This window comes from Arthrobacter sp. 01T428, assembly GCF_056398685.1.
Map to the genome: position 1 here is coordinate 101,527 of NZ_JBFTPW010000006.1, position 26,473 is coordinate 127,999.

General features: G+C 63.9%; 18 protein-coding genes. 14 read left to right on the forward strand and 4 right to left on the reverse strand.

All coding sequences use genetic code 11. From position 1 onward, the window contains the following. Positions 1–168: 168 nt before the first annotated feature. The 4 genes from polA to rpsA all read left to right on the forward strand — a co-directional run bounded on the left by polA (position 169) and on the right by rpsA (position 6,826). Entirely contained in the window at positions 169–2,811 is a 2,643-nt protein-coding gene (polA, locus tag AC1DJB_RS09130; protein WP_441437912.1) for a DNA polymerase I, read from the forward strand. Between the two features lie 89 nt (positions 2,812–2,900). Next, complete coding sequence (locus AC1DJB_RS09135) at positions 2,901–4,205, forward strand: GNAT family N-acetyltransferase (protein WP_307053002.1); 1,305 nt, start codon at positions 2,901–2,903, stop codon at positions 4,203–4,205. A 45-nt stretch (positions 4,206–4,250) separates the two neighbouring features. Continuing rightward, entirely contained in the window at positions 4,251–5,183 is a 933-nt protein-coding gene (locus AC1DJB_RS09140) for a polysaccharide deacetylase family protein (protein WP_284988239.1), read from the forward strand. Between the two features lie 167 nt (positions 5,184–5,350). After that, positions 5,351–6,826, forward strand: a complete 1,476-nt coding sequence (gene rpsA / locus AC1DJB_RS09145) for a 30S ribosomal protein S1 (protein WP_284988238.1) — start codon at positions 5,351–5,353, stop codon at positions 6,824–6,826. Positions 6,827–7,007: 181 nt separating this feature from the next. On the opposite strand, the gene AC1DJB_RS09150 is transcribed toward rpsA, so the two are convergent. Next, a complete protein-coding gene (locus tag AC1DJB_RS09150; RefSeq protein WP_284988237.1) occupies positions 7,008–7,697 on the reverse strand; it encodes an IMPACT family protein in 690 nt (229 codons plus the stop codon). Between the two features lie 22 nt (positions 7,698–7,719). Here AC1DJB_RS09150 and coaE point away from each other — a divergent pair, with 22 nt between their 5' ends. The 5 genes from coaE (at position 7,720) to AC1DJB_RS09175 (ending at position 14,041) form a co-directional block, all read left to right on the forward strand. After that, on the forward strand, positions 7,720–8,940 hold the full coding sequence (gene coaE / locus AC1DJB_RS09155) for a dephospho-CoA kinase (RefSeq protein WP_441437866.1): 1,221 nt from the start codon (positions 7,720–7,722) through the stop codon (positions 8,938–8,940). A gap of 2 nt (positions 8,941–8,942) precedes the next feature. Further along, complete coding sequence (locus AC1DJB_RS09160) at positions 8,943–9,260, forward strand: hypothetical protein (RefSeq protein ID WP_476910154.1); 318 nt, start codon at positions 8,943–8,945, stop codon at positions 9,258–9,260. A gap of 41 nt (positions 9,261–9,301) precedes the next feature. Further along, positions 9,302–11,389 carry an excinuclease ABC subunit UvrB gene (gene uvrB / locus AC1DJB_RS09165; protein ID WP_059389294.1) on the forward strand — a complete coding sequence of 696 codons (2,088 nt, stop codon included), beginning with the start codon at positions 9,302–9,304 and terminating at the stop codon, positions 11,387–11,389. Between the two features lie 179 nt (positions 11,390–11,568). Next, complete coding sequence (locus AC1DJB_RS09170; RefSeq protein WP_059389293.1) at positions 11,569–12,603, forward strand: TerC family protein; 1,035 nt, start codon at positions 11,569–11,571, stop codon at positions 12,601–12,603. A gap of 82 nt (positions 12,604–12,685) precedes the next feature. Then, entirely contained in the window at positions 12,686–14,041 is a 1,356-nt protein-coding gene (locus AC1DJB_RS09175) for an MFS transporter (RefSeq protein WP_441437867.1), read from the forward strand. Positions 14,042–14,057: 16 nt separating this feature from the next. Here AC1DJB_RS09175 and AC1DJB_RS09180 read toward each other — a convergent pair whose 3' ends face one another. The 3 genes from AC1DJB_RS09180 to AC1DJB_RS09190 are packed head-to-tail and all read right to left on the reverse strand — an operon-like array spanning position 14,058 to position 18,440. Further along, positions 14,058–15,404, reverse strand: a complete 1,347-nt coding sequence (locus AC1DJB_RS09180) for an alpha/beta fold hydrolase (protein ID WP_441437868.1) — start codon at positions 15,402–15,404, stop codon at positions 14,058–14,060. Beyond that, a complete protein-coding gene (locus tag AC1DJB_RS09185) occupies positions 15,397–15,894 on the reverse strand; it encodes a GNAT family N-acetyltransferase (RefSeq protein ID WP_284988232.1) in 498 nt (165 codons plus the stop codon). The genes AC1DJB_RS09180 and AC1DJB_RS09185 overlap by 8 nt, the downstream gene beginning before the upstream one ends. 20 nt (positions 15,895–15,914) lie before the next feature. Next, positions 15,915–18,440, reverse strand: a complete 2,526-nt coding sequence (locus AC1DJB_RS09190; protein WP_441437869.1) for a DEAD/DEAH box helicase — start codon at positions 18,438–18,440, stop codon at positions 15,915–15,917. Between the two features lie 57 nt (positions 18,441–18,497). On the opposite strand from AC1DJB_RS09190, the gene AC1DJB_RS09195 reads away from it, so the two are divergent. The 5 genes from AC1DJB_RS09195 to uvrA all read left to right on the forward strand — a co-directional run bounded on the left by AC1DJB_RS09195 (position 18,498) and on the right by uvrA (position 26,429). Continuing rightward, positions 18,498–19,277 (forward strand): trans-aconitate 2-methyltransferase, encoded by a 780-nt coding sequence (locus tag AC1DJB_RS09195; RefSeq protein ID WP_306959590.1) that lies wholly within the window; start codon positions 18,498–18,500, stop codon positions 19,275–19,277. Between the two features lie 138 nt (positions 19,278–19,415). Next, positions 19,416–21,161: an ABC transporter ATP-binding protein gene (locus tag AC1DJB_RS09200; protein ID WP_284988229.1), complete on the forward strand. Its 1,746-nt coding sequence runs from the start codon at positions 19,416–19,418 to the stop codon at positions 21,159–21,161. A gap of 89 nt (positions 21,162–21,250) precedes the next feature. Further along, the gene (locus AC1DJB_RS09205; RefSeq protein ID WP_441437913.1) at positions 21,251–23,062 is read left to right on the forward strand and encodes an ABC transporter ATP-binding protein; all 1,812 of its coding nucleotides are present in this window, start codon (positions 21,251–21,253) and stop codon (positions 23,060–23,062) included. Further along, on the forward strand, positions 23,059–23,436 hold the full coding sequence (locus AC1DJB_RS09210) for a GntR family transcriptional regulator (RefSeq protein ID WP_284988227.1): 378 nt from the start codon (positions 23,059–23,061) through the stop codon (positions 23,434–23,436). Before AC1DJB_RS09205 ends, AC1DJB_RS09210 begins: the two co-directional genes overlap by 4 nt. 65 nt (positions 23,437–23,501) lie before the next feature. Next, positions 23,502–26,429: an excinuclease ABC subunit UvrA gene (gene uvrA, locus AC1DJB_RS09215; protein WP_059389287.1), complete on the forward strand. Its 2,928-nt coding sequence runs from the start codon at positions 23,502–23,504 to the stop codon at positions 26,427–26,429. Positions 26,430–26,473 lie beyond the last annotated feature (44 nt).

Genomic DNA, 26,473 nt, shown 5'->3' on the forward strand with positions numbered 1-26,473 from the left:
GCACCTGTGAGCGAAACAACCAAACCGGACTCAGTTCCAACGGCAACGTCAACGGCAACCGCAAGCGCAGTGTCAACTGCCACCGCAACGGCACCAGACCCTTCAACAACCACTGCGGGCACGGCGGCCGGTGGCCGGCCGAGGCTCCTGGTCCTCGACGGTCACTCGATGGCGTTCCGGGCGTTCTATGCCCTGCCGGCGGAGAACTTCGCCACATCCTCGGGCCAGCACACCAACGCCGTGCATGGCTTCACCTCGATGTTGATCAACCTCATCAAGGACCAGAAGCCCACCCACGTTGCGGTGGCCTTCGACGTCTCGGACGACACGACGTTCCGCAAGGCGGAGTACAGCGAATACAAAGGTGGCCGCAACGAGACGCCGCAGGAATTCCGCGGGCAGATCGATCTCATCGACCAAGTCATGGAAGCGTGGGGCATCAAGACCATCAAGATGCCCGGGTACGAGGCAGACGACATTCTTGCCACACTCGCGGCCCGGGGAGAGGCCGCAGGTTACGAAGTCCTCCTGGTTTCAGGGGACCGTGACGCTTTCCAGCTCATCACGGACAACGTGTTCGTCCTGTACCCGAAACAGGGTGTTTCCAATATTCCCCGCATGGACGCGGCAGCGATCGAAGAAAAGTACTTCGTTCCCCCGTCCCGCTACTCCGATCTCGCCGCGCTGGTAGGGGAGTCCGCCGACAACCTCGCCGGCGTTCCCGGCGTCGGCCCCAAGACCGCGGCCAAGTGGATCAACCTGTACGGCGGCCTCGAAGGGATTCTGGAGAATCTGGATTCGATCGGCGGCAAAGTCGGTGGAGCCCTCAGGGAAAACATCGACGCCGTCAAGCGGAACCGCCGCCTCAACCAGCTGCTCAAAGACCTTGAGCTCCCTGTGACGCTCGCGGAACTCGAGGAGCCGCGCCCGAACCGCCAGGAGGTCGAGACTCTCTTCGACACCCTTGAATTCAAGACCCTCCGCGCCCGGCTGTTCGCACTCTATGGCGACGACACCGCTGGCGCGCCCCCCGAAACCATCGACGCGCCCGACTACAAGATCCTGGACGACGCCGCCGCCCTGGAGGAGTTCTTCGCCGCCGGTACGGGGAGCCGTGCCGCCGTCGCCGTGCAGTTGGTTCCCGGGCGGATCGGTGACGACGCCTCTGCCCTCGCCATCGTGCGTGCCAACGGGGCGGCCTACATCGAGTTGTCATCCTTGGACGCGGCGGCCGATGCCGTCCTTGCCAAGTGGCTTCAAGACCCCGAAGAAGCCAAGGTCATGCACGAGTTCAAGGACGCGTTGAAGGCCCTGAACCACCGTGGACTCGGCCTGGAAGGCGTGGTGGACGACACTGCCATTTCGGGCTACCTGATCCAGCCGGACCGCCGCAGCTACGAACTCGCCGAGCTCGCCCAGCACCACCTGAGGATCACCGTCGCGGCTGCGGCTGTACAAGCCGGCCAGCTGGAACTCGATCTTGGTGATGGGCCGGACGGGGCCGCCGCCAGCGCGCTCGTCCAGCAGGCCGCCGTCGTGCACACACTGAGCAAGCACTTCGAAAGCGAGCTCGCCGAACGCAAGGCCGAGGCGCTCCTGACCACCTTGGAGCTGCCGGTCGCACGGGTCCTGGCCCAGATGGAACTGTCGGGCATTGCCATCTCCACGGAACGCCTGAACGAACAGCTCGCGGACCTGGCGAAGGTGATCGACAACGCCCAGGAGCAAGCATTTGCCGCGATCGGCCACGAGGTCAATCTTGGCTCGCCCAAGCAGCTCCAGACCGTCCTCTTCGAAGAGCTCGGCCTGCCGAAGACCAAGAAGATCAAGTCCGGCTATACGACGGACGCCGCCTCGCTGAAGGCCCTATTGGAGAAGACCGGCCACGAGTTCCTGGTGCAGCTCATGGCCCACCGGGAATCCTCCAAGCTGGCCCAAATGCTGGAGACCCTCAAGAAATCGGTGGCTGAGGACGGCCGCATCCACACCACGTACGCGCAGAACGTCGCGGCCACGGGGCGTATTTCCTCGAACAACCCCAATCTGCAGAACATCCCGGTGCGCAGCGAGGAAGGCCGGCGGGTCCGCGGAATCTTCGTTGTCAGTGAGGGCTACGAATGCCTGCTGTCTGCCGACTACTCGCAGATTGAAATGCGCATCATGGCCCACCTGTCCGGCGATGAAGGCCTCATCCAGGCGTACAAGGACGGCGAGGACCTGCACCGCTATGTGGGCTCGCACATTTTCAACGTGGCACCGGAAGACGTCACTAGTGCCATGCGCTCCAAGGTCAAGGCCATGTCCTATGGGTTGGCCTACGGACTGACCTCGTTCGGCCTGTCCAAGCAACTGGAAATCTCGGTCGACGAAGCCAGGACCCTCATGAAGGACTACTTCGACCGCTTCGGCGCCGTGCGCGACTATCTGCGCGGCGTGGTGGAGCAGGCCCGGATCGACGGCTACACCGCCACGATCGAAGGCCGCCGTCGCTATCTTCCGGACCTGACCAGCACGGACCGCCAGCACCGCGAGATCGCCGAGCGCATTGCACTGAACTCGCCGATCCAGGGTTCGGCGGCGGACCTCATGAAGCGGGCCATGCTCGGCGTTTCGGCCGAGTTGACCAGCCAGGGGCTGAAGTCCAGGATGCTGCTGCAGGTCCACGACGAACTCGTCCTCGAGGTCGCCCACGGCGAACGCGAAGCCGTCGAAAAGCTCGTCACCGAACAAATGGGGACGGCGGCCCAGCTCACGGTACCGCTCGACGTGCAGGTAGGCGTCGGCTCCAGCTGGTACGACGCCGGGCACTAGCGGGCCCGCCGGCCTCTATAGCCGTTCTGCATGGGGGCACGCCGCCGATATGGTGGCGTGCCCCCATGCTGTCTGGCTAGGCTCGGGAGGTGGCTGATCCCAAGGAAACAAACGAAAAGTACAACGTCAAGCGCTTTCGTTCCGTCGGCAAGGAGAACCCGGACTACGGACAAGCCCGTGATTGGCTCCGCGCCGTCGGCTTCGGATTCCATGACGAGCAGCGTAGCGATGAGCTCATCGACAAGATTCTCGCGATGTACCAAGCGGACAACCGTGAGTTGACCGGTGTTTACGTCAACGAAGAACCTCCGTTGCATGCGCTCAACCCGGGATTTCCGGTGGCGACATTTGGAACGCTGGAAAACAAGCTGAATGTTGGCTTCGGCGAAGAGCTGCGGACGCGCCAGATCACCGCGGTCACCGTGCGCGGAACGCACCGGCGGCATGGGATCCTGCGCGGGATGATGACCGCCGACCTCGCCGATGCCAAGGACGGCGGCTTCGCCATGGCCGCACTGACCGCATCCGAAGCGTCCATTTACGGCCGCTTCGGTTTCGGCGTCGCGACCTTCGAGCGAAGCATCAAGGTGGACACCGGTCCGAAGTTCCGCATCCGTCATGAGCCCGTTGGCCGGGTGGAGATCGCCGATCCACGCGTCCTCCTGGACCTAGCGCCCGAGGTATTCGAACAGGTCCACCACCGTACGCCGGGGTCCATCGTGAGGCAGGACTCCTACCGCCATCACGTGTCCGGGGCGATGACTCGCGACGGCAGCGAAGACAAGGCCATCAAATGTGCGCTCCACTATGCACCGGACGGCATCATCGACGGCTACGTGTCATACAAGTTCGCCGGCTGGGACACCAAGCCGTACACGGTGGAAATCGTGGACCTTGTCGCCGCGACGGACTCCGCGTACCTGGAACTGTGGCAATTCCTGGGCAGCATCGATCTCGTCGAACAGGTCTCCTGGCCCGACGCTCCCGTTGAAGACCCCCTCGTATGGGCGCTCGAGGACGGACGCTGCATTGCGTCTTCCGACTACCGCGACATGTTGTGGTTGCGCGTCCTGGACGTCCCTGCAGCCTTGTCAGCCCGCCGCTACGGCGCCGATGGACGGTTGGTCCTGCAGATCCGGGATGCGCTCGGTTTTGCCGACGGTACCTGGGAATTGACGTCCGACGGCGGCGTTGTCACCGTCAATGCGGCGGATGGCGGGAGCCCTGACCTGAGCATGGACGTCACCGATTTGGGGTCTGTCTATTTGGGTGCCGTCAATCCTGTAACCTTGGCTTCGGCTGGCCGGATCCGCGAGCACACGGCAGGAGCAGCATTGGCTGCCCGGCACATGTTCGCCGTCGAACGTCCAGCCCATTGCCTGACGCACTTCTAGGCGCATCTCCACCCACACACTCGATCTACAACAGAAGAGGATTCCATGGGGGAATTCCAGCCGGGGGGCCACTCCTCCGGCCCATCAGGGCTGCCGGGCCGGCGGTCCTTGCTGGCGGCTGCCGCCGGACTCGCGATGACCGGCCTGGCGGCCTGCGCCCAACAACCGGCAGCCGCCCCCGCGCCACGCCCCGCAACGGTTTCAACGCCGGTCGTGGACGAGGCCGGCCAGAATCCGGTGGTGCCCGAAACGCGGCCGGTGCCGCCGTCGAGGTCCCAGGTTGTAGCTGAATTTTCCGCGCGCAAGCCCGTCGAATGGGGTCTTGGGGTCCCCGGCGTGGTCTCGAAAACGGCGTCGACGCATGCGGTCCTCACGTTCGATGCTTGCGGTGGCCCCCAAGGCTCGGACTGCGATCAACGATTGCTCAAGACCCTCCGCAAGCTCAACGTTCCCGCCACCTTGTTCGTCAATGGCCGGTGGATCAAGGCCAATCCCGGGCTGGCGGCCGAGCTCGCGGCCGATCCTTTGTTCGAGCTCGGCAACCACGGCTTCCGGCACCAGCCCCTATCGGTCAACGGACGCTCGGCGTACGGAATCCCGGGCACCGCCAATGCGGGTGAAGTGTATGACGAAATCATGGGCAACCAAGAGGTCATGGAGCGGCTTTCCGGCAAAGCCCCACGCTTCTTCCGGGCCGGAACCGCCTACTACGACGACGTCGCGGCGGCGATCACCAATGCCCTCGGACTGGTACCCGTGAGCTTCACGGTGAACGGCGACGGCGGCGCGACCTTCCCGGCACCGACGGTCGCGGGCGAAGTGGGGAAAATTGCCGCAGGTCACGGCGCCGGCCAGATTGTGATCTCGCATTTCAACCAGCCCGCCGGCGGTACCGCGGAGGGCTATGCCCGCGCCCTTCCGGGCCTGCTGGACCGTGGCGTGACGTTCGCGCGGCTTGGTGACACGCTGCCGCTTTGACCCTCCTTGAGGCAAACGACTAGAATGAACGGGCGCATACTACGTGCGCGCAAATTTACAATCCACAATTCAGGATGACCCGGCGTTTTGCCGTGTCCTGCGGACCGGCAACGGGAAGCGGGCGGTTTGCCTGACCGATACTCTATCCACAACGGAGCCCCTACTACATGACCATCACCTCCACCGAGAAGCCCGGTACCCCCGTAGTCGCGATCAACGACATCGGTACCGCTGAGGACTTCCTCGCAGCTGTCGACGCCACCATCAAGTACTTCAACGACGGAGACCTCGTCGAAGGTATCGTCGTCAAGGTTGACCGCGACGAAGTTCTGCTCGACATCGGTTACAAGACCGAAGGTGTCATCCCTTCCCGCGAGCTTTCCATCAAGCACGACGTTGACCCCGGGGACGTCGTCTCCGTTGGCGATCAGGTCGAAGCCCTGGTGCTCACCAAGGAAGACAAAGAAGGCCGACTGATCCTCTCCAAGAAGCGTGCTCAGTACGAGCGTGCCTGGGGCGACATCGAGAAGGTCAAGGAAGAAGACGGTGTTGTCACCGGTACCGTCATCGAGGTTGTCAAGGGTGGTCTTATCCTCGACATCGGCCTGCGCGGCTTCCTGCCCGCATCCCTCGTCGAGATGCGCCGCGTCCGCGACCTTGCTCCGTACATCGGTCAGCAGATCGAAGCCAAGATCATCGAGCTGGACAAGAACCGCAACAACGTTGTTCTTTCCCGCCGTGCATGGCTCGAGCAGACCCAGTCCGAGGTTCGCTCCACGTTCCTCAACAAGCTGGAAAAGGGCCAGGTTCGTCCCGGCGTCGTTTCCTCCATCGTCAACTTCGGTGCATTCGTGGACCTTGGCGGCGTAGACGGCCTCGTTCACGTTTCCGAGCTGTCCTGGAAGCACATCGACCACCCGTCCGAGGTTGTGGAGGTTGGCCAGGAAGTCACCGTCGAGGTTCTCGAAGTGGATCTGGACCGCGAGCGCGTGTCCCTGTCCCTCAAGGCCACGCAGGAAGACCCGTGGCAGACCTTCGCCCGCACCCACGCCCTCGGCCAGGTTGTTCCGGGTAAGGTCACCAAGCTGGTTCCGTTCGGTGCGTTCGTCCGCGTCGAAGACGGCATCGAAGGCCTCGTTCACATCTCCGAACTGGCTGTCCGCCACGTTGAGCTTGCTGAGCAGGTCGTCTCCGTTGGCGACGAGCTCTTCGTCAAGGTCATCGACATCGACCTCGAGCGCCGCCGCATCTCGCTCTCCCTCAAGCAGGCTAACGAGGGCGTTGACGCTGAGAGCACCGAGTTCGACCCGGCTCTGTACGGCATGGCCGCCGAGTACGACGAAGAGGGCAACTACAAGTACCCCGAGGGCTTCGACCCCGAGTCGAACGAATGGCTCGAGGGCTACGAGACGCAGCGCGCCGCTTGGGAGCAGCAGTACGCTGACGCCCAGGCACGTTGGGAGGCTCACAAGAAGCAGGTTTCCCAGCACGCTGCTGACGACGCCGCTGCTGCCGCTTCCGGCGAGAGCGACTCCGGCACCACCAGCTACTCCTCCGAGCCGGCTGCCACCGAGTCCAACGCGGGCACCCTGGCATCCGACGAGGCACTCGCCGCTCTGCGCGAGAAGCTGACCGGCAACTAATTGCCACTGGCCCGGGTTTCCGGGCCGGATCAAAACGGCTCCTGCGATTCATTCACGAATCGCAGGAGCCGTTTTGTTTAACCCCCTTGCACTGGTTGCCTGCTTGCCTGTGCCTCTCACCCGCGTCCCTCTTGCCCGGCTCCCCACGGGACAGGGGAGGGCATGTCCCTAGCGCGAGTGCTCAGGCCTGGACGTCGACCCATTCCGTTCCCCGCAACTGGAGGCCCGAGGCGCCGCCGGTCAGGGATGCCAGCCGCTCACCGGCGTCCGCGATTGCGCCAGGATCATCGGGTAGCGCCACGCGCAGGATTGTCTCCGAGGGCTCGTAGCTAGTTTCGGCCATGACGTAGCCCGCGGAGCGCAGATCGTTTTCCAGCCTCCCGGCCGCTTGGTGGGGCACGGGGATGTCGCACATCCGCAGGCGGCGGCGCTGGACCAGGGGAGCGGAGTCCAGCGCGGCCGAGATCGATTCGGAGTACGCACGGACCAGTCCGCCCGCGCCCAGGAGGATCCCACCGAAATAGCGCACGACGACGGCGCTCACGTCGCTGAGGTCAGCCACCCCAGGCAAGGTCTCGCGTTTGATGAGCGCCTCAAGCATGGGGATGCCAGCTGTTCCGGAGGGTTCGCCGTCGTCGTTGGACCGCTGGATGACGCGGTCCGGACCGAGGACGAATGCCGAGCAGTGGTGCCGGGCGTCATGGAATTCCTTGCGCAATTCCGCCACCAGGGCGCGGGCGGCGTCCTCGTCGGAAGCGCGGCGCAGCACCGTGATGAAGCGCGAACGTTTGATCTCGAGTTCGTGGCGGAAATCGTCTCCCGGCGCCAATGTTGTGTACGCGGTCGCCCGGCTTTCTTCCTGTTCTGCCACCGACCCAGTCTAGTGTGGAGGGGTGCTGAAGATTGGACTTACCGGCGGGATCGCCTCCGGCAAATCGCTCGTGTCCGCCCGGCTGAGGGAGTTGGGCGCTGTCTTGATCGACGCCGACGCGCTGGCCCGCGAGGTCGTGGAGCCGGGCACTCCGGGCTTGGCGGACGTCGTGGCCGAGTTCGGTAAAGACATCGTCGACGCCGAGGGGCGCCTTGACCGGGCACGCCTCGGCGCGATCGTCTTCGCCGAGCTGGATCGCCGCGAAGCGCTCAACGCGATCATCCATCCCCGGGTCAGGGAGAAGGCTGCGGCGATGCTCGCGACCGCGAAACCCGGCGACATCGTCGTCCAGGATATTCCACTCCTGGTCGAAACCGGGCAGGGCAGCAGCTTCCACCTGGTGCTCGTCGTCGATGCGCCGGACGAGGAACGGATCCGGCGCATGACGGAGATCCGAGGCATGACAGCGGAGGACGCGGTGTCCCGGATGGCCGCGCAAGCCAGCCGGGAGGAACGGCTGGCCGCGGCCGACATCGTGTTGGAAAACTCCGGAACCGTGGAGGAAGTCACCGAGCTGGTGGAAACCCTCTGGGAAGAACGATTGGTGCCGTTTGCCCGCAACCTCGCGGCGGGCCGTCCGGCCCCACGAGCCGGCGGACCTGTATTGCGGCCGCCAAACCCCGACTGGCCGGCCCAGGCCGGGCGGCTGCTTGCCCGGATCCGGCGGGCATCCCCGGAGGTGTTGGGCGCAGACCACATCGGTTCGACGTCGGTACCCGGCCTTCTTGCAAAAGACATCATCGACCTGCAGGTCAATGTGTCCTCGCTTGAGGCCGCAGACCGGATAGCGGGGGTCTTGGGTGAGGCAGGATTCCCGTTGCGGGAGGCCTCTGCCCGTGACACACCCAAGCCACCGGACTTGGATCCATCGGCTTGGCAAAAGCGCTTCCATGCCAACGCGGACCCCGGGCGGGCAGCCAATGTCCATGTCCGGGTGCTTGGAAGCCCGGGCTGGCGTTATGCGTTGTTGTTCCGGGATTGGCTCCGCGCCAACCCCGAGGCCGTGGCAATGTATGCGGCCCTGAAGCAAGAGCTTGCCGCGCAGTACGCCGGTGACGGCCGGACCCTGGCGTATGCGGAAGCCAAGGAGCCCTGGTTCACCGAGGTCGCGTGGCCGCTCATGGATGCCTGGGCCAGCAGCAGCGGTTGGCAGCCGCCGTCGTACTCCATGGCGCAAGGCTAGGCATGGCCCCGAAACGGAGAATCACGCCGCACCTTGAGGGACAGCGGCTCGGCGCCGTTCGTGCGTTGGCGTGGGGCGGCGTCGTCCTCATTGCCGGGGCCGCGCTGCTGTGGTTCCTTGCCGGCGGCCGCGAGGAGTTCGTCGCTGGAACGCAGCCGGCGACGTGGCGCGTCCTCGTGCCGGGCACAGCTTTCTGGTTGGCATGGACCGCCTGGCTTGGGGCAGGAGTGTGGTTCGCCGTCAAGATGTTCCGTTCCATCATGGGGCGACTCGACGACGGTTGGACCAGGCCAGGCGGAGGTGACGGTTCCACCGGATAACGCGGACAGTAACTGTCCGCGGGCGGGGGTACATTGGATTCATGAGTCTTGCCCAGGAGATCAACCGTGTGGTCGCGCCTTTTGAGGTCATCAGCGAATTCAAGCCGGCAGGTGACCAGCCGGCCGCAATCGCCGAGCTGACCGAAAGGATCAACAACGGCGAGAAAGACGTCGTCCTGCTCGGCGCCACCGGTACGGGCAAGAGTGCCACCACCGCCTGGTTGATCGAACAAGTGCAGCGGCCCACCTTGGTGATGGTCCAAAACAAGACCTTGGCCGCGCAGCTCGCCAACGAGTTCCGGGAGCTGCTGCCCAACAACGCGGTGGAGTACTTCGTTTCCTATTACGATTACTACCAGCCTGAAGCCTACGTCCCCCAGACGGATACCTTCATCGAGAAGGACTCCTCCGTGAATGAGGAGGTGGAGCGGCTGCGGCACTCGGCCACCAACGCGCTGCTGACCCGCAGGGATGTCATCGTTGTGGCTACCGTGTCGTGCATCTACGGCCTGGGCACCCCGGAAGAATACATCGCCGGGATGGTCACGCTCACCAAGGGCGCCGAAATGAACCGGGACGATCTCCTGCGCAAGTTTGTCGGCATGCAGTACACCCGCAACGACATGGACTTCCACCGCGGCACGTTCCGGGTCCGCGGAGATACCGTGGAGATCATCCCCATGTACGAAGAGCTGGCCCTGCGCATCGAGTTCTTCGGCGACGAGATCGAGAACATCTATACTCTGCATCCGGTAACGGGCGACGTCATCCGCGAGGAAACCGAGATGTACATCTTCCCGGCCTCGCACTATGTCGCCGGTCCGGAACGCATGTCCCGCGCCATTACCGCCATCGAGAACGAGCTCGGGGAGCGGCTCAAGGTCCTCGAAGGCCAGAACAAGCTGGTGGAGGCCCAGAGGCTGCGCATGCGCACCACCTACGATCTCGAGATGATGCAACAAATGGGTTTCTGCAACGGCATCGAGAACTACTCACGCCACATCGATGGCCGCGGCTCCGGCACGGCCCCGCACTGCCTCATCGACTACTTCCCGGACGACTTCCTGCTGGTCATTGACGAATCCCATGTCACGGTTCCACAGATCGGCGCCATGTACGAGGGCGACATGTCGCGCAAGCGCACACTCGTGGACCACGGTTTCCGGCTTCCTTCGGCCATGGACAACAGGCCGCTCAAATGGGATGAATTCCTGGAACGGGTGGGCCAGACCGTCTATCTTTCCGCGACCCCCGGCAAGTACGAGCTGGGCAAGGCCGACGGGTTCGTCCAACAGATTATCCGCCCTACCGGACTGATCGATCCCGAAGTCATCGTGAAGCCGACCAAAGGCCAGATCGACGACCTCCTTGGCGAAATCAGGACGCGCGTGGAGCGCGACGAACGCGTCCTGGTCACCACCTTGACCAAGCGCATGGCCGAGGACCTGACCGACTACCTGCTGGGCCATGGGGTCAAGGTCCAATACCTGCACTCCGACGTCGATACCCTCCGTCGCGTGGAACTGCTCCGGGAGCTCCGCATGGGCAGCTTCGACGTCCTGGTGGGCATCAACCTGCTCCGAGAGGGCCTCGACCTGCCCGAAGTGTCACTTGTCAGCATCCTCGACGCCGACAAGGAAGGATTCCTCCGCTCGGCCACCTCCCTCATCCAGACCATCGGGCGCGCCGCCCGAAACGTCTCGGGCCAGGTCCACATGTACGCCGATCGGATCACGGACTCGATGGCGAAGGCCATTGAGGAAACCAACCGCCGCCGGGAAATCCAGGTCAAGTACAACACGGACAACGGGGTCGATCCACAGCCGTTGCGCAAGAAGATCGCAGATATCACCGATCAGCTTGCCCGCGAAGACGCCGACACCCGCGAGTTGTTGGCCGCAGCCGGAAAGGGCGGCCGGACCGGTAAGGGCAAGGGCGCTTCGAAGGTCCGGCAAGATGGCCTGGCCGCGGCGCCGGCCGAAGACCTCGTGGGCCTGATCGAACAGCTGACCGAGCAGATGCACGCGGCTGCCGCTGAGCTCCAATTCGAGATCGCTGCGAGGATCCGTGACGAGGTGGGCGACCTCAAGCGCGAACTCCGCCAAATGCAGTCCGCCGGGCACGCTTAGGGTAAAGTTGGGGCTACGTAGGGGAGTATCCCAAGCGCTACGTCCGTCAACACGCAAGGCACAGACGCCTCGCCGGGCCTAGCGGATCGCCGTTTGAGCGTTGTTGCCTTCGGGCATGGAGACGCAGGCAGGTCGGAGAGACTTACGCCGTTTTGGCGTACCTGCGAAAGGCATTTTAGATGCAACTCCCCGCCTGGTTTGAGATCGGCTCCTTCGTCGTTCTCGGAATCATCCTCCTTGTCGACCTTCTCCTGGTGGTCAAGCGTCCGCACGAACCCTCCATGAAGGAAGCAGGCCTCTGGGTCGCTTTCTACGTCACCCTCGCCTTGGTGTTCGCCGGAGCGATGTTCGCCTTTGCCGGCCCGGAGCATGGCAGCCAGTTCATCGCCGGTTGGGTGACCGAATACAGCCTGAGTATCGACAACCTCTTTGTCTTCATCATCATCATGGCGCGGTTCTCGGTGCCCCGTAAGTACCAGCAGGAAGTGCTCATGGTGGGCATCATCATCGCCCTCGTCCTGCGCGGTATCTTCATTGCCCTGGGTGCCGTGGTGATTGAGCAGTTCAGTTGGGTCTTCTACATCTTCGGCGCGTTCCTGCTCTGGACCGCGTGGAAGCAAGCCACGGACAACGGCGAAGACGAGGAAGACGGTGCCGAAAACCCGCTGATCGCCCGTATCCGCAAAGTTGTCCCGATGTCGGAGAAGTTCGACGGCGGCAAGCTTCGGACAACGGTCAACGGCAAGAAACTGTTCACTCCCATGCTGATCGTCTTCGTGACCATCGGCATGACGGACCTCCTGTTCGCCGTGGACTCCATTCCGGCCATCTTCGGACTGACGCAGAGCGCCTTCATCGTCTTCACCGCCAACATCTTCGCCCTCATGGGCCTGCGCCAGCTGTACTTCCTGCTTGGCGGACTCATGAGCCGGCTGATCTACCTCAAGCACGCATTGTCGATCATCCTCGCCTTCATCGGCGTCAAGCTGGTCCTGCACGCCATGCACGTCAACGAACTGCCCTTCATCAACGGCGGCCACCACATCGAATGGGCTCCGGAGATCCCGACCTATGTGTCCCTCGCGGTCATCCTCGGCACCATCGTCGTGGCGGTTGTCGCGAGCCTCCTGACCCCGGCGGGCAGCAAGTCCAAGCTGGATGCCCGGCTCGAAGAAGATTCCCGCAAGAGCATGAACAAAGTCAGCGGCAACTAACACGGGTCAACTGCGGAACGTTTCGGAGCCCCGGCCCTTACTGTGGCCGGGGCTCAGCGTTTGGCGGAGATATGCTCTTGGCATGGCGTTGACCTCTCCGATGACCCTCGATCCGGCAGCAGTACAGCGACGCACAGTCCGATTGCTGAGCACCGCACAACTGCTGAGCGGTGTGGGCAACGGCGCCACCCTGTCCATCGGATCGTTGCTTGCCGTCCAGCTCAGTGGATCGAGCGCCTGGGCGGGATCGGTCACCACTATCCTCACGCTCGCCGGTGCCGTCACTGCTTTGCCCCTGGCCGGTCTTGCCGAGCGCAGGGGGCGCCGTGCCGGACTCGTCACCGGTCTCCTGGCCGCGATGCTTGGGGCAATCTTCATGATTGTCGCGGCGGCTACGGGGGCTTTCGCGGTGCTCCTCCTTGGTGCAGCCCTGCTGGGTCTCGGCACGGCATCGAACCTCCAGGCGCGATTCGCCGCCGTCGATCTCGCCGCACCGGAGCACCGCGGACGATCGCTTGCAACCGTTGTCTGGGCAATCACCATCGGCGCCGTGGCCGGTCCGAACCTCATCCAACCTGGCGCTGCGGTGGGCGAAGCTCTGGGCCTGCCCGCAATCTCCGGGCCATTCGTCTTCTCCGTTGCCGGCCTCCTTCTGGCCGCGGTGATACTGATGGGCGCACTGCGCCCCGACCCGCTGTTGCTGGCTAGGCGCCTGGCCGAGGGGACGCACGACGACGGCGGAAGCGCTGGCGACCGTGCCGAAGCAGGAGGGCCCCGACGTCGTTCATTGACTGCCGGATTCCAGGCCGTGCGGGCGTCTCCGCGCGCCAAACTGGCCCTGACTGCGGTGGTTGCGGCGCATGGAATCATGGTGGCGGTCATGTCGATGACGCCGTTGCACCTGCAGGAGCTCGTCTCTACCGCGCCGGTTGGGGGCCATGTGGGTCACGAGGGCGGCCATGCCATGGGTACCGACGCCCTGGTGATCATTGGATTTACGATTTCCCTCCACATCGCCGGCATGTTCGCTTTGTCGCCGCTGATGGGGTGGCTGACGGACAGGGCGGGCCGGATCCAGACGATCGTGCTGGGCTTCGTGCTGCTGGCGGTGGCTGTCGCCGTGGCCGGCTTCGGGCAGCAGGACCCGGCCCTGGTCACGGTGGGGCTCGTCGTGCTCGGCCTAGGGTGGTCGGCCGCGACGATTTCAGGATCCACCCTGTTGGCCGAGAGCGTCGAGCGGCAGCAACGCGTCATGGTCCAGGGAGTCTCAGACACACTCATGGGGGCTGCCGGTGCCTTGGGCGGAGGCTTCTCCGGGCTCGTGCTGGGCTGGGTGGGCTACGAGGGTCTGAACATGGCTTCCGGTGCCGTGGCCGTCGTCGTGCTGGCCGTCGTCGCGGCTTCGGTGAAGCGTCCGGCAGTACGGCCGGCGGCCTGAGCTGAACAGCAGAACCTCAGTTCTTGCCGCGCACCATCCCCAGGAGCCGGTTGAAGATTCCTTCCCCGTCTTCGCCGATTCCATCGTGATGGAAATCCCCTGTGGTCCAGGCCTGCAGTCCGCGGACGGCGGCCGCGGTTTCCATGGATAGCTGGAAGTCCACATAGATGTCGTCGCGGTAGACAGCTGCCGCGACCGGCACAGTATTCGCCTTCAGCCGGGACACATCGTAGAGCGGTTTCCAGTCTTGTTTGTTGGCCAACAGCGCAGCCACTTCCTGCAGGGGCACAAGCGCTGGATCCTGTTCGAAGTACCAGGGGTAGACCATTTCGCCCGTCAGGAGCGGCTCCGCGGCGTCGGGATGGAACTCGGGGAACTCCCCGCTCACCCGCCACGCCGCCCAGCCGGTCGCCTGCCCCTGTCCGTAGATGGACTCGTGCAAGACCGCGTACAGGGGATTCGATGCCCGGGAAACGAGGCCGTAGACCTGTTCCAGAAAGGCGTCGGAGAGGCGTTCGCCCGCCGGAGACGGCACGAAGGCGTCCTCCAGGAGGGTGTGCAGGGCATCCACGCGGGCGTTCCCGCCCAGGAACGATCCCACCATTTGGAAGCGTTCCGTTGTGAGGCGTTCTCCGCTGGGCAGCCGCTCGTCCGTCGATTCCAGATGCCGCGCGATCCGGGTGACCCGCTTGCGGTCCTCCGGGTACCACCCGAAGTATTCCGCGTTGCGTTCCGCGACCCGTTGGAAAGTCGCCTTGTAGACGCGTTCGGCCGGACCTTCCAGCGGCGCCAGACCTCCCGTGATGAGCACTTCGCTCAAACCTTCCGGCGCGAAGGACAAGTAGGTCAGCGCGCAGAAACCGCCGAAGCTCTGGCCCAGGACGGTCCAGGGTTCCGAACCGAGGGTCTTGCGGATGAGTTCGGCGTCGGCCACGATCGAATCCGCCCGGAAATGCGTGAGGTAGTCTGCCTGTGCGGCGGCATCGCCCCGGAGCGGCAAGGTATTTCGGTCCGCCGGCGTGGACAGGCCCGTGCCGCGTTGATCCAGCATCAGGATGCGGAAACTCCTCGCGGCAGCCTTCATCCAGCCGGTCAGGGAGGTGGTCCGGGTTCCGCGTCCGCCGGGCCCGCCCTGGAGGTAGAGCAACCACGGTAGCTGGGCTGTGTCCTCCTCCGAGTGCTCGGCGGAGACGAACTCCCGTGCGAAGACTGTGATCGTTTCCGCGGTGCTGTCGGCTTCCACACCTGCGGACGCCCAATGGTCGAGGGGGACCGCGAAGAAGTGTTCGGTGGTGCGGACGCCCCGGAATTCGTGACGTGCCCGGATGGTGTGCGCCACGCCTTCAACCACGCGCTCAGCCACGAGCCATGACCTTGTCGCTGCCGAAGGCACCCAGCGCTTCGCCGGTCAGCCGGAAGGTCGACCAGCCGTCCATGGGCACCGCTCCGAGGCCGCGGTAGAAGTTGATGGACGGTTCGTTCCAGTCCAGGACACTCCATTCCACCCGTGCATAACCGCGTTCGACGGCGGTGGCGGCCAGGTGCTGCAGGAGCGCCTTCCCGTGGCCTTCGCCCCGGGCATCGGGCGTGACGTAGAGGTCCTCGAGATAGATGCCGTGGACGCCTTCCCACGTGGAGTAGTTCAGGAACCACAAAGCGAATCCCTGGACGTCTCCTGCCGCGTTTTCCGCCATGTGCGCGTACACCCGTGGATTCTCGCCGAACAAGGCCTCGGTGAGCATTTCCGGCGTGTTCTTCACGGCGTCGGGCTCTTTTTCATAGACGGCAAGCTCATGGATCATCTGCAGGATCGCGGGGACGTCGGACACTGTGGCTGGGCGGACAACACTCATGATTCGAGCTTACTAGGCGCCTACAGGCGGTTGACCGAGGTCACCCTGACCACGGCGGTGCCGCTCTCGTCCGAGGCTGCCAGGTCCACTTCGGCGGAAACGCCCCAGTCATGGTTGCGGGCCGGGTCATCGAAAATCTGCCGCACCCGCCAGATGCCTGGTTCCTCCGTGATCATGAGGAGTCCCGGGCCGCGGGCATCGGGGCCGGTTCCGATGTCGTCGTGCTCGTCGAAGTAGTCGTCCAAAGCGTCTTCCCAGCGCTCCGCATCCCAGCCGCTGCCGGCGTCGAGCTCGCCCAAGGCAGCCGCATCCTCGTCCGCGAACAACTCAACGCGCCGGAACATTTCGTTGCGGACCATGACCCGGAAGGCGCGGATGTTTGACGTGAGCGACGGCGGCGGGGGAGGTGGAGCGTCGTGCGGCGTCGGAGCCACCCCGGAGGTGAGCTCTTCCCACTCGTCGAGCAGGCTGGAGTCGACTTGGCGGACCAGTTCACCCAGCCAGGCGATGAGGTCCTCGAGGTCTTCGCGGAGCACGTCCTGCGGGACCGTCTGGCGCAGGGCCTTGAAGCCGTCGGCCAAATACCGCAGCACGATTCCCTCGGAGCGGGCCAGCCCATAGAACTGCACGAACTCACCGAAATTCATGGCGCGCTCATACATGTCGCGGACCACCGACTTCGGAGCCAGCTCAAAGTCGCCCACCCAGGGTGCGGCCTTGCGGTACACCTCGAACGCTTCGCCCAGGATCTCCGCGAGGGGCTGCGGGTAGCTGACCTCTTCAAGCATCGCCATGCGCTGGTCGTAATCGATGCCGTCGGCCTTCATCGCGGCGACGGCCTCGCCGCGTGCCTTCTTCTGCTGCGCAGAGAGGATCTGCCGGGGCTTCTCGAGGGTCGCTTCGATCACGGACACGACGTCCAAGGCGTACGACGGCGACTCCGGATCGAGGAGCTCGAGCGCGGCAAGCGCAAACGGTGAAAGCGGCTGGTTCAGGGCAAAGTTGGCTTGCAGGTGAACGGTCAGCCGGACGGATCGTCCTTCTTTCTCCTGCTCGGCCGGGGGAATGCGTTCAACCACTCCGGCTGCCAACAGCTCGCGGTAGATGCTCAGGGCCTTCTTCATGAGCTGCAGTTGGGCGGGCCGTGCCTCGTGGTTCTCAGTGAGGAGACGGCGGGCAGCGGCGAATGGGTCGCCGGGGCGCTCCATCAGGTTGAGCAGCATCGCATGCGTCACGGTGAAACTCGAGGTCAACGGGTCCGGCACGGACTCCACCAAACGGGTGAAGGTGGGCTGGCCCCAGGAGACGAAGCCTTCCGGCGGTTTCTTCCGCACCACTTGCCGCAGTTTCTTCTGGTCGTCGCCGAACTTCGCGGTGGCTTTCGCCATAGCCTTCGCGTTTTCCACCACGTGTTCGGGAGCCTGCACCACAACCGTTCCGGCCGTGTCGTAGCCCGCCCGGCCGGCGCGGCCCGCGATCTGGTGGAACTCCCGGGAGTTCAACAGGCGGGTGCGGACGCCGTCGTACTTGCTGAGCGCCGTCAGGAGGACAGTGCGGATGGGAACGTTGATCCCGACCCCGAGCGTGTCGGTGCCGCAGATGACCTTCAGGAGTCCTGCTTGTGCCAGCTGCTCAACGAGGCGGCGGTACTTGGGCAGCATGCCGGCGTGATGGACGCCGATGCCATGGCGGACCAGCCGGTTCAGGGTCTTGCCGAAGCCGGCGGCGAACCGGAAACCCGCGATCAGCTCGGCAATCTTGTCCTTCTCCTCGCGGGAGCACATGTTGACGCTCATGAGGTTCTGGGCCCGCTCGATGGCCTCCACCTGGCTGAAATGCACCACGTACACCGGAACCTGCTTGGTGCTGAGCAGTTCTTCGAGGGTTTCGTGGACCGGTGTTTCCTGGAAGTAATAGTGCAGCGGGATGGGCCGTTCGGCCGAACTCACGGTGGTAGTGGACCGTCCGGTGAGTTCGCTCAGGCCGGCTTCGAAGCGGCTGACGTCTCCCAGGGTGGCCGACATCAGCAGGAACTGGGCCTGGGGGAGCTCCAGGAGCGGCACCTGCCACGCCCAACCGCGCTGGGGATCGGAGTAGAAGTGGAATTCGTCCATGATGACTGTGCCGAGCTCGGCTTCCTTGCCTTCGCGCAAAGCGATGTTGGCGAGGATTTCGGCGGTGCAGCAGATGATCGGCGCATCCTGGTTGACTCCCGAATCTCCAGTGATCATGCCGACGTTCTCGGCTCCGAAAATGTCGCAAAGCGCGAAGAACTTTTCCGAGACCAAGGCCTTGATGGGGGCGGTGTAGTAGCTGCGCAAGCCGCGGGACATCGCCTCGAAGTGCGCGGCGATCGCCACGAGGGATTTTCCGGAACCGGTGGGGGTTGCCAGGATGACATTGGCGCCCGACGCGAGTTCCATGATGGCCTCGTCCTGGGCGGGGTAGAGCTGAAGTCCGCGGCTCTCCGTCCAGGCGACGAAGCGTGTGTAGATTTCGTCCGGGTCAACGCGTCCGCCGTCGGGGAGCTGCTCAAGAAGTTTCATTGCCTTCCAGCTTAGTGTGGGTGGAGCAGACCACGGGGACCGACCATGGAGGATGCAGTGAAGTGGGATCCAGCCAAGTACATCGAGTTCGGCAATCACCGCGACCGGCCGTTTTTTGACCTGACGTCGAGGATTCTGGCGGAGGACCCCCGGCACGTCGTGGATCTGGGCTGCGGTCCGGGGAACTTGACGGCGACCCTCGCGACGCGATGGCAGGGCGCCGCCGTCGTCGGGCTGGACTCCTCAGCCGAAATGCTGGCAAAAGCCCAAGTCCTCGCTGCCGCGCAACCGGGTCTTTCGTTCGTGCAGGCAGACATTGCCGGATGGGCACCGGAAGCGGACACCGACGTCGTGGTCAGCAACGCGGCGCTGCAATGGGTGCCGGGCCACTTGACGATGCTCTCCGCGTGGTTGGAAGCGCTGAGACCTGGTGCGTGGTTTGCGCTCCAGGTCCCCGGAAACTTCGGTGCGCCGTCCCACGTGCTCATGCGCGAACTGGCCGCTTCGCCGGAATGGTCCGGAAGGCTGTCCGGCGTGCTCCGCCATGACGACGCCGTGGGTGAACCGGCCGACTACCTGCGGATCATGCTCGACGCCGGATGCGACGCCGACGCTTGGGAAACCACCTACCAGCAACTCCTGCCGGGAGCCGATCCGGTACTGGAGTGGGTGCGCGGGACCGGCCTGCGTCCAGTGCTCGCAGGGCTTCCCGAAGACGAAGCACGCGAGTTCGAAAACCACTACGCAGCCGCGCTCCGCGAGGCCTATCCGCGGGGCCGGCACGGAACAGTGTTTGCCTTCCGCAGGGTTTTTGCGGTGGCACAAAAACGAGGCTGAGCGGGCCCGCGTCCAAAGCACGCCGGAAGTGCCGCGTTTACAAGGTTTCGCACTGTGTTCTGAACTACAATGGCAACGCGATCTCGGGGTGGCATCGTGTGGAATCCGCTGCTCCGGAGGCCAACGATTGGAGGCAGTGTGCTGGCATCCTTGCTGTTGCAGCGCCTCGCCCCCTACAAGCCCCACGTGCTGGCCATCGTTCTCCTGCAGCTCGTCCAGACCGGCGCCACACTCCTCCTGCCCACCTTCAACGCGAAGATCGTCGACGACGGCCTGGTCGCCGGGAACAGCGAGGTAATCCTGCGCCTGGGTACCTGGATGCTGGTCCTCACGGTGATCCAGGTGCTCGCCGCGGTGCTCGCCGGCTACCTCGGAGCGATTGTCGCCATGAAGGTCGGCCGCGGGCTGCGGCAGGAACTCTTCGACAAGATTCATTCCCTGCCCGACCAGGACGTCGCAGCCTTCGGACCGGCCAGCCTCGTGGTCAGGACGACGAATGATGTCCTGCAGCTGCAGAACATCACGGTCCTGGTTTTCGGCATGCTGGTGGCGGCGCCCGTCATGGGCATCGGAGGCGTGATCCTGGCGGTCGAACAGGACGTTGCCCTGTCTTGGATCGTTTTCGCCATCGTTCCCGTGTTGCTCGCCATCATGCTGTTGATTGTCCGCAAGCTCGTCCCGCTGTACCGCGAGGGCCAAGGCTTGGTGGACCGGATCAATAGCGTCCTCCGGGAACAGATCCTGGGGACCGCGGTCATTCGTGCGTTCGTCCGCCAGCCGTTCGAGATGAAACGGTTCGAGGCCGCCAACGACGCACTGACAAGGAACAATCTCCGTTCGGCCAGGATTGTCGCGGCCATGCTTCCCCTCGTCATGACCGTGGTCAATCTTTCATCCGCGGGTGTGGTCTGGCTAGGCGGGCACCGCATCATCGCGGGAGACATGGAGCTGGGTGCGCTCACGGCGTTCATCGCCTACATCATGCAGATCCTCCTCGCGATCATGATGGCAATGTACGTGTTGAGCACGGCCCCCCGGGCGGCTGTCAGCGCTGAACGCGTCACCGAAGTGCTCAACACGGAATCAGAAATCACGCAGCCGGGAAACACTGCCGGCGGGATGGTGGCACGCCCCTCGCGGGCTGAAGGCCTGCGCTTCGACAATGTCGTTTTCGCCTACCCGGGAGCCGAAACACCAGTAGTGGAAAGCATCACATTCCACGCGGCTCCGGGAAGCACGACGGCGGTCATCGGCTCCACGGGAAGCGGCAAGTCGACCATCGTCAGCCTTGTGCCGAGGCTGCTTGAGGTGAGCAGTGGAAGTATCTCGCTCGATGGCCGGGACATCGCGGCCGTTCCGCTCAATGCCTTGCGCAACCAGCTCGGCGTCGTGCCCCAGGAGAGTTGGCTGTTCCGCGGAACCATCGCCGAGAACCTGCGGATTTCCTTGCCTTCCGCGACAGATTCGCAATTGTGGCATGCCCTTGAGACGGCCCAGGCCGCGGATTTCGTGAACGAGTTGCCGCAAGGACTGGAGACCATGTTGTCCCAGGGCGGCGCCGGTCTGTCCGGCGGCCAGCGGCAGCGCTTATGCATAGCCCGCGCCATTCTGCGCCCTGCATCCGTCTATTTGTTTGACGACAGCTTCTCTGCGTTGGACACGGTGACGGAAGCAAAGCTCCGGGCCGCGCTTGAACCGGAACTCCGGGGGGCGACCGTCATCATTGTCGCCCAGCGCATCAACACCGTGGTGTCGGCGGACCAGATACTGCTCATCGACGAGGGCCGCCTGGTGGCACAAGGAACCCATGCCGAACTTCTCGAGTCCTCGGAAACTTACCGGGAAATCGTAGCGTCCCAGCTGGAAACGGACGACGCCGCGTGAGCAGCGAAGGCGAACACCTCGCCATTCCAGCGAAACCGTCGCGGTCGCTCCTCCGCCTGGTGGGCTTGATGAAGCCCTCCCTGGGAATCATGACCGCCGCGATCCTGTGCATCTGCGGCTTTGTCACGCTCAATGTCGCCGCACCCAAAATACTCGGTGACGCTACCGACGTCATCGCCGCCGCCGTGTTCGGCGCGCAGTTCGACGCCGGGCGCTTCGTCTTCCTCTTGCTCCTGGCCGCAGGCATGTATTGCGTCACGTCGCTGCTTAGCTGGGCGCAGGGCCGCCTCAACGCCCTCGCCGTCCAGCGCCTCGCACACGACCTCCGCGAAGCCGTGGAAGGGAAACTGCATCGCCTTCCCGTGGCCTACTACGACGGCCGCTCCCGGGGCGACGTGCTGAGCCGCGCGACGAACGACCTCGACAACGTGTCGCAGACGCTCAACCAGCTCCTCTCCCAGCTCCTGACCTCAACACTGATGGTCATCGGCTCGCTCGTGATGATGCTGCTGCTTTCGCCGCTCCTCGCCGTCGTGTCCCTGCTGGCCGTTCCGGTTTCGGCGCTGGCGTCGATTATCGTGACCCGACGCTCACAGAAATACTTCGTCCGGCAGTGGGAAGCCACGAGCGACGTGAACTCGCTTGTGGAGGAGACAGCCACGGGTCACGAGACCATCAAGCTTTTCAACGCCCAGTCATCGATGGCGGTCCGCTTCGCTGATCACAACGACGGGCTTTACGCGGCCAGTTCCAAGGCACAGTTCGCTTCAGGGTTGCTGGTGCCCCTCATGGCTTTCGTGTCCAACGCCAGCTACGTGGGGGTTGCCATTGTCGGTGCCCTGCAGTTCCTCGCCGGGGCGATGAGTATCGGGGGCATTCAAGCGTTCATCCAATTCAACCGCCTCTTCAGCCAGCCGCTGGGCCAGATCGGCGGATTGGCCCAGGTCCTGCAATCATGCGCGGTTTCCGCCAGCAGGGTCTTCGAGCTGCTGGACGCCGCCGAACTGACAGGGGAACGTGCGGAACAGGGCGCAAATGCGCGCGCCGACTCCGGTCCGGGCCTTGAGTCGCGGTTTGACGCGCAGTTTGATGCCCCTTCGGGACGCGTTGCCTTCGAACACATCTCCTTCAGCTACCGGCCGGATGCGCCCCTCATCGAGGACCTGTCCTTCCAGGTGGAACCGGGACAGACAGTTGCGATTGTCGGGCACACCGGAGCCGGGAAGACCACACTGGTCAGCCTCCTCATGCGTTTCCACGAACTCGGCTCCGGACGGATCACCATCGACGGCGTTGACATCGCGGGCATGGGACGCGACGCACTCCGCCGGAATTTCGGCGTCGTTCTCCAGGATCCGTGGATTTTCACCGGCACCATCCGGGAGAACATCGAGTATGGCTTTCCGGGCGCCGGCGAGGCCGAGATCGTGGCCGCAGCCGAGGCGAGCCACGTCGACCACTTTGTCCGCTCGCTGCCCAACGGGTACTCAACCATGCTCAGCAACGGAGGCGAACCCCTCAGCCAGGGCCAGAGGCAATTGCTGAGCATCGCGCGCGCACGGCTCTCGGGCCGCCCCATCCTGATCCTGGACGAGGCGACAAGTTCGGTGGATACCCGCACCGAAGTCCTTATCCGCCAAGCGATGCACCGGCTCCGGAGCAACAAGACGTCATTCGTCATTGCGCACCGCTTGTCCACTATCCGCGACGCTGATCTAATTCTCGTCATGGACCACGGACGGATCGTTGAACACGGCACGCATCATTCGCTGTTGGCGCTTGGCGGGCACTACGCCCATTTGCATGAAGCGCAGTTTGCCGCCGGAGGCGGCGAACTCGCCGCGATGCCGGTGAGGTCCGCGAAGCACCGCGCCGGGCAAGGAGAGAGGGAAGCATCATGAGCCCGCTTGAGTTTCCCGGTTCGTGGCGTCCCAATCAGTCCAGTACCGTCGCGCTGTACGAACAGCTTCGGCTCCGCGTCATCGAGTTGGCCGACGGCGGCATCCTGGCTGTCGGTACCAAGCTCCCCGCAGTGCGCAGCTTGGCCGAACAATTGGATGTCGCCCCCCACACGGTGGCCCGGGCCTATAAAGAACTTGAAGCCGCTGGAGTAGTGGCCACGCGTGGCCGCAACGGAACAGTTGTGTGCGCCCGGGATGACCGCTGGAGCGCGTTGGCAGCCGTGGCTGCGAGCTACTCGGCGGCGGCCAAAGCGCAGGGCGCCAGTTTCGCGGAGGCGGTGCAGCTTCTGGCGGCTGCCTACGACGCCGATTGATACCCGTCGGTAGGCTGTGGGAAGCCACATGGAAATTCGAAGAAGTTTTCGATTAGCATTAGTGGGTGCCTAAAGCCGTAGCTGAAGTCCCCGCCGTCGAATCCTTCGCAAGTGTTTCCGAGCAGCAAGCTGCCACGCCCGTAAGACATGACCTGTCCCGGCTCGTGGTCAAGGGAGCGCGTGAACACAACCTCCGCAACGTCGATCTCGATCTTCCCCGTGACGCAATGATCGTTTTCACGGGCTTGTCAGGTTCAGGCAAGTCGTCCTTGGCTTTCGACACTATCTTCGCGGAGGGCCAGCGCCGGTACGTGGAGTCATTGTCGGCATATGCCCGCCAGTTCCTGGGCCAAGTGGACAAGCCGGACGTGGATTTCATCGAGGGCCTTTCGCCGGCCGTGTCCATCGACCAGAAGTCGACGAGCAAGAACCCGCGCTCCACAGTGGGCACCATCACCGAGATCTACGACTACATGCGCCTTCTCTGGGCACGTGTCGGCCGGCCGCATTGCCCCGTGTGCCACGAGCCGATCACGCGCCAGACGCCGCAGCAGATCGTCGACCAGTTGCTGGAACTCGAATCCGGCACCCGATTCCAGATTCTTGCCCCTGTGGTCCGCGGACGCAAGGGCGAATTCGTCGAGCTCTTCAAAGAGCTCACGGCCAAGGGATACTCACGCGCCCGGGTGGACGGAGATCTCGTCCAGCTGAGCGATCCGCCCAAGCTCGGCAAGCAATTCAAGCACTCCATTGAAGTGGTCGTGGACCGGCTCGTTGTCAAGGAAGGGATCAGCCAACGGCTGACCGACTCGATCGAAACCGCGCTCCGGCTTGCGGAAGGCCGGGTACTGGTCGAGTTCGTGGATCTCGACGCCGAAGACCCAGCCCGGATCCGGGCCTTCTCCGAAAACCTTGCCTGCCCCAATGAGCACCCGCTGGCCATCGACGAGATCGAGCCACGCTCCTTCTCGTTCAACAACCCCTTCGGCGCATGTTCGGCCTGCAGCGGTATCGGCACCAAGCTCGAGGTCGACGAAGAGTTGGTTGTCCCCAATCCGGAACTTTCCTTGAACCAGGGTGCCATCGCACCTTGGTCGCTGGGTACTGCCACCACTGAGTACTGGAACCGGCTCCTCGAAGGCCTGGCCCTGGAGCTCGAGTTCTCCATGGACACCCCGTGGGAGAAGCTGCCGCAGGAAGTCCGGCAGACGGTGCTGCACGGCAAGGACCACAAAGTAGTCGTCCAGTACCGCAACAGGTTCGGCCGGGAGCGCAAGTACAGCACCGGCTTCGAAGGCGCCATCCAGTACGTTCACCGCAAGCACGGCGAAACGGATTCCGACTGGGCCCGCGACCGCTACGAAGAGTACATGCGGCAGGTTCCTTGCCCCGCATGCAACGGTGCGCGGCTCAACCCGGCGTCGCTGTCCGTGCTGATCAACGGCAAGTCCATCGCCGAAGTTGCGGCCCTTCCGATGCGTGATTGCGCGGATTTCCTCGGTAGCCTCACGCTCACCGACCGCGAGGCCCAGATCGCCCACCAGGTTCTCAAGGAGATCCAGGCGCGCCTGACATTCCTCTTGGACGTCGGGCTCGAATACCTGAATCTCGAACGGCCGTCCGGGACCTTGTCCGGTGGCGAAGCCCAGCGTATCCGGCTCGCCACGCAGATCGGCTCCGGCCTGGTGGGCGTCCTGTATGTCCTGGACGAGCCGTCCATCGGGCTGCACCAGAAGGACAACCGCCGCCTGATCGAGACGCTCACCCGATTGCGCGATCTCGGCAACACACTGATTGTGGTCGAGCACGACGAGGACACGATTCACGAGGCCGACTGGGTTGTGGATATTGGACCCGGCGCCGGTGAGCACGGTGGCCAGGTGGTGCACTCCGGTTCCTACAAGGAGCTCCTGGAAAACACGGACTCGCTGACCGGCGACTACTTGTCCGGCCGGCGCAAGATCGACATCCCGGCCAAGCGGCGCAAGTATGACAAGAAGCGCGAGCTCAAGGTCATCGGCGCACGCGAAAACAACCTGAACAACGTTGACGCAACGTTCCCGCTGGGCCTCTTCACGGCAGTCACTGGCGTCAGTGGATCGGGGAAGTCCACCCTGGTGAACGAGATCCTTTACAAGGTCCTTGCCAACAAGCTCAACGGTGCCAAGCAGGTCGCCGGCCGGCATCGCTCCGTGGCCGGCCTTGAGCACCTCGACAAAGTGGTGCACGTGGACCAGAGCCCCATCGGGCGGACCCCGCGCTCCAACCCCGCCACGTACACGGGCGTCTTCGACAACATCCGGAAGCTTTTCGCGGAAACCACCGAAGCCAAGGTCCGTGGATACCAGCCTGGACGCTTCTCCTTCAACGTCAAGGGCGGCCGCTGCGAGGCGTGCTCCGGTGACGGCACCCTGAAGATCGAGATGAACTTCCTGCCGGACGTCTATGTTCCCTGCGAGGTGTGCCACGGTGCCCGGTACAACCGCGAGACCCTGGAGGTCCATTACAAGGGCAAGACCATCGCGGACGTCCTCAACATGCCCATCGAGGAGGGTGCCGAGTTCTTTGCCGCTTTCACCCCCATTGCCCGGCATTTGAACACCCTCGTCGACGTCGGCCTAGGTTATGTCCGGCTCGGGCAGCCGGCCACCACGCTTTCCGGCGGCGAGGCGCAGCGCGTGAAGCTGGCCTCGGAACTGCAGAAGCGTTCGAATGGCCGGAGCGTCTACGTCTTGGACGAGCCCACAACGGGCCTCCACTTCGAGGACATCCGGAAGTTGCTCATGGTGCTGCAGGGTTTGGTGGACAAGGGCAATACGGTCATCACCATTGAGCACAACCTCGACGTCATCAAGTCCGCTGACTGGATTGTGGACCTTGGCCCCAATGGCGGTTCAGGCGGCGGCCGGATCGTGGCAACGGGCACGCCCGAACAGGTTGCCAAGTCCACGGAAAGCCATACCGCAACCTTCCTGGCGGAGATTCTCGGTTAGCCCTGCGTGAACGGCCGGGGAATTTTTCGGCAGTGGTCGAAGTA

Coding starts and splice junctions, on each gene's coding strand:
- uvrB (WP_059389294.1), top strand. CDS start 9,302: ATGAGTCTTGCCCAGGAGATCAACCGTGTGGTCGCGCCTTTTGAGGTC.
- polA (WP_441437912.1), top strand. CDS start 169: ATGGCGTTCCGGGCGTTCTATGCCCTGCCGGCGGAGAACTTCGCCACA.
- AC1DJB_RS09190 (WP_441437869.1), bottom strand. CDS start 18,440: ATGAAACTTCTTGAGCAGCTCCCCGACGGCGGACGCGTTGACCCGGAC.
- AC1DJB_RS09170 (WP_059389293.1), top strand. CDS start 11,569: ATGCAACTCCCCGCCTGGTTTGAGATCGGCTCCTTCGTCGTTCTCGGA.
- AC1DJB_RS09210 (WP_284988227.1), top strand. CDS start 23,059: ATGAGCCCGCTTGAGTTTCCCGGTTCGTGGCGTCCCAATCAGTCCAGT.
- AC1DJB_RS09175 (WP_441437867.1), top strand. CDS start 12,686: ATGGCGTTGACCTCTCCGATGACCCTCGATCCGGCAGCAGTACAGCGA.
- AC1DJB_RS09185 (WP_284988232.1), bottom strand. CDS start 15,894: ATGAGTGTTGTCCGCCCAGCCACAGTGTCCGACGTCCCCGCGATCCTG.
- AC1DJB_RS09160 (WP_476910154.1), top strand. CDS start 8,943: ATGGCCCCGAAACGGAGAATCACGCCGCACCTTGAGGGACAGCGGCTC.
- rpsA (WP_284988238.1), top strand. CDS start 5,351: ATGACCATCACCTCCACCGAGAAGCCCGGTACCCCCGTAGTCGCGATC.
- AC1DJB_RS09205 (WP_441437913.1), top strand. CDS start 21,251: ATGACCGCCGCGATCCTGTGCATCTGCGGCTTTGTCACGCTCAATGTC.
- AC1DJB_RS09140 (WP_284988239.1), top strand. CDS start 4,251: ATGGGGGAATTCCAGCCGGGGGGCCACTCCTCCGGCCCATCAGGGCTG.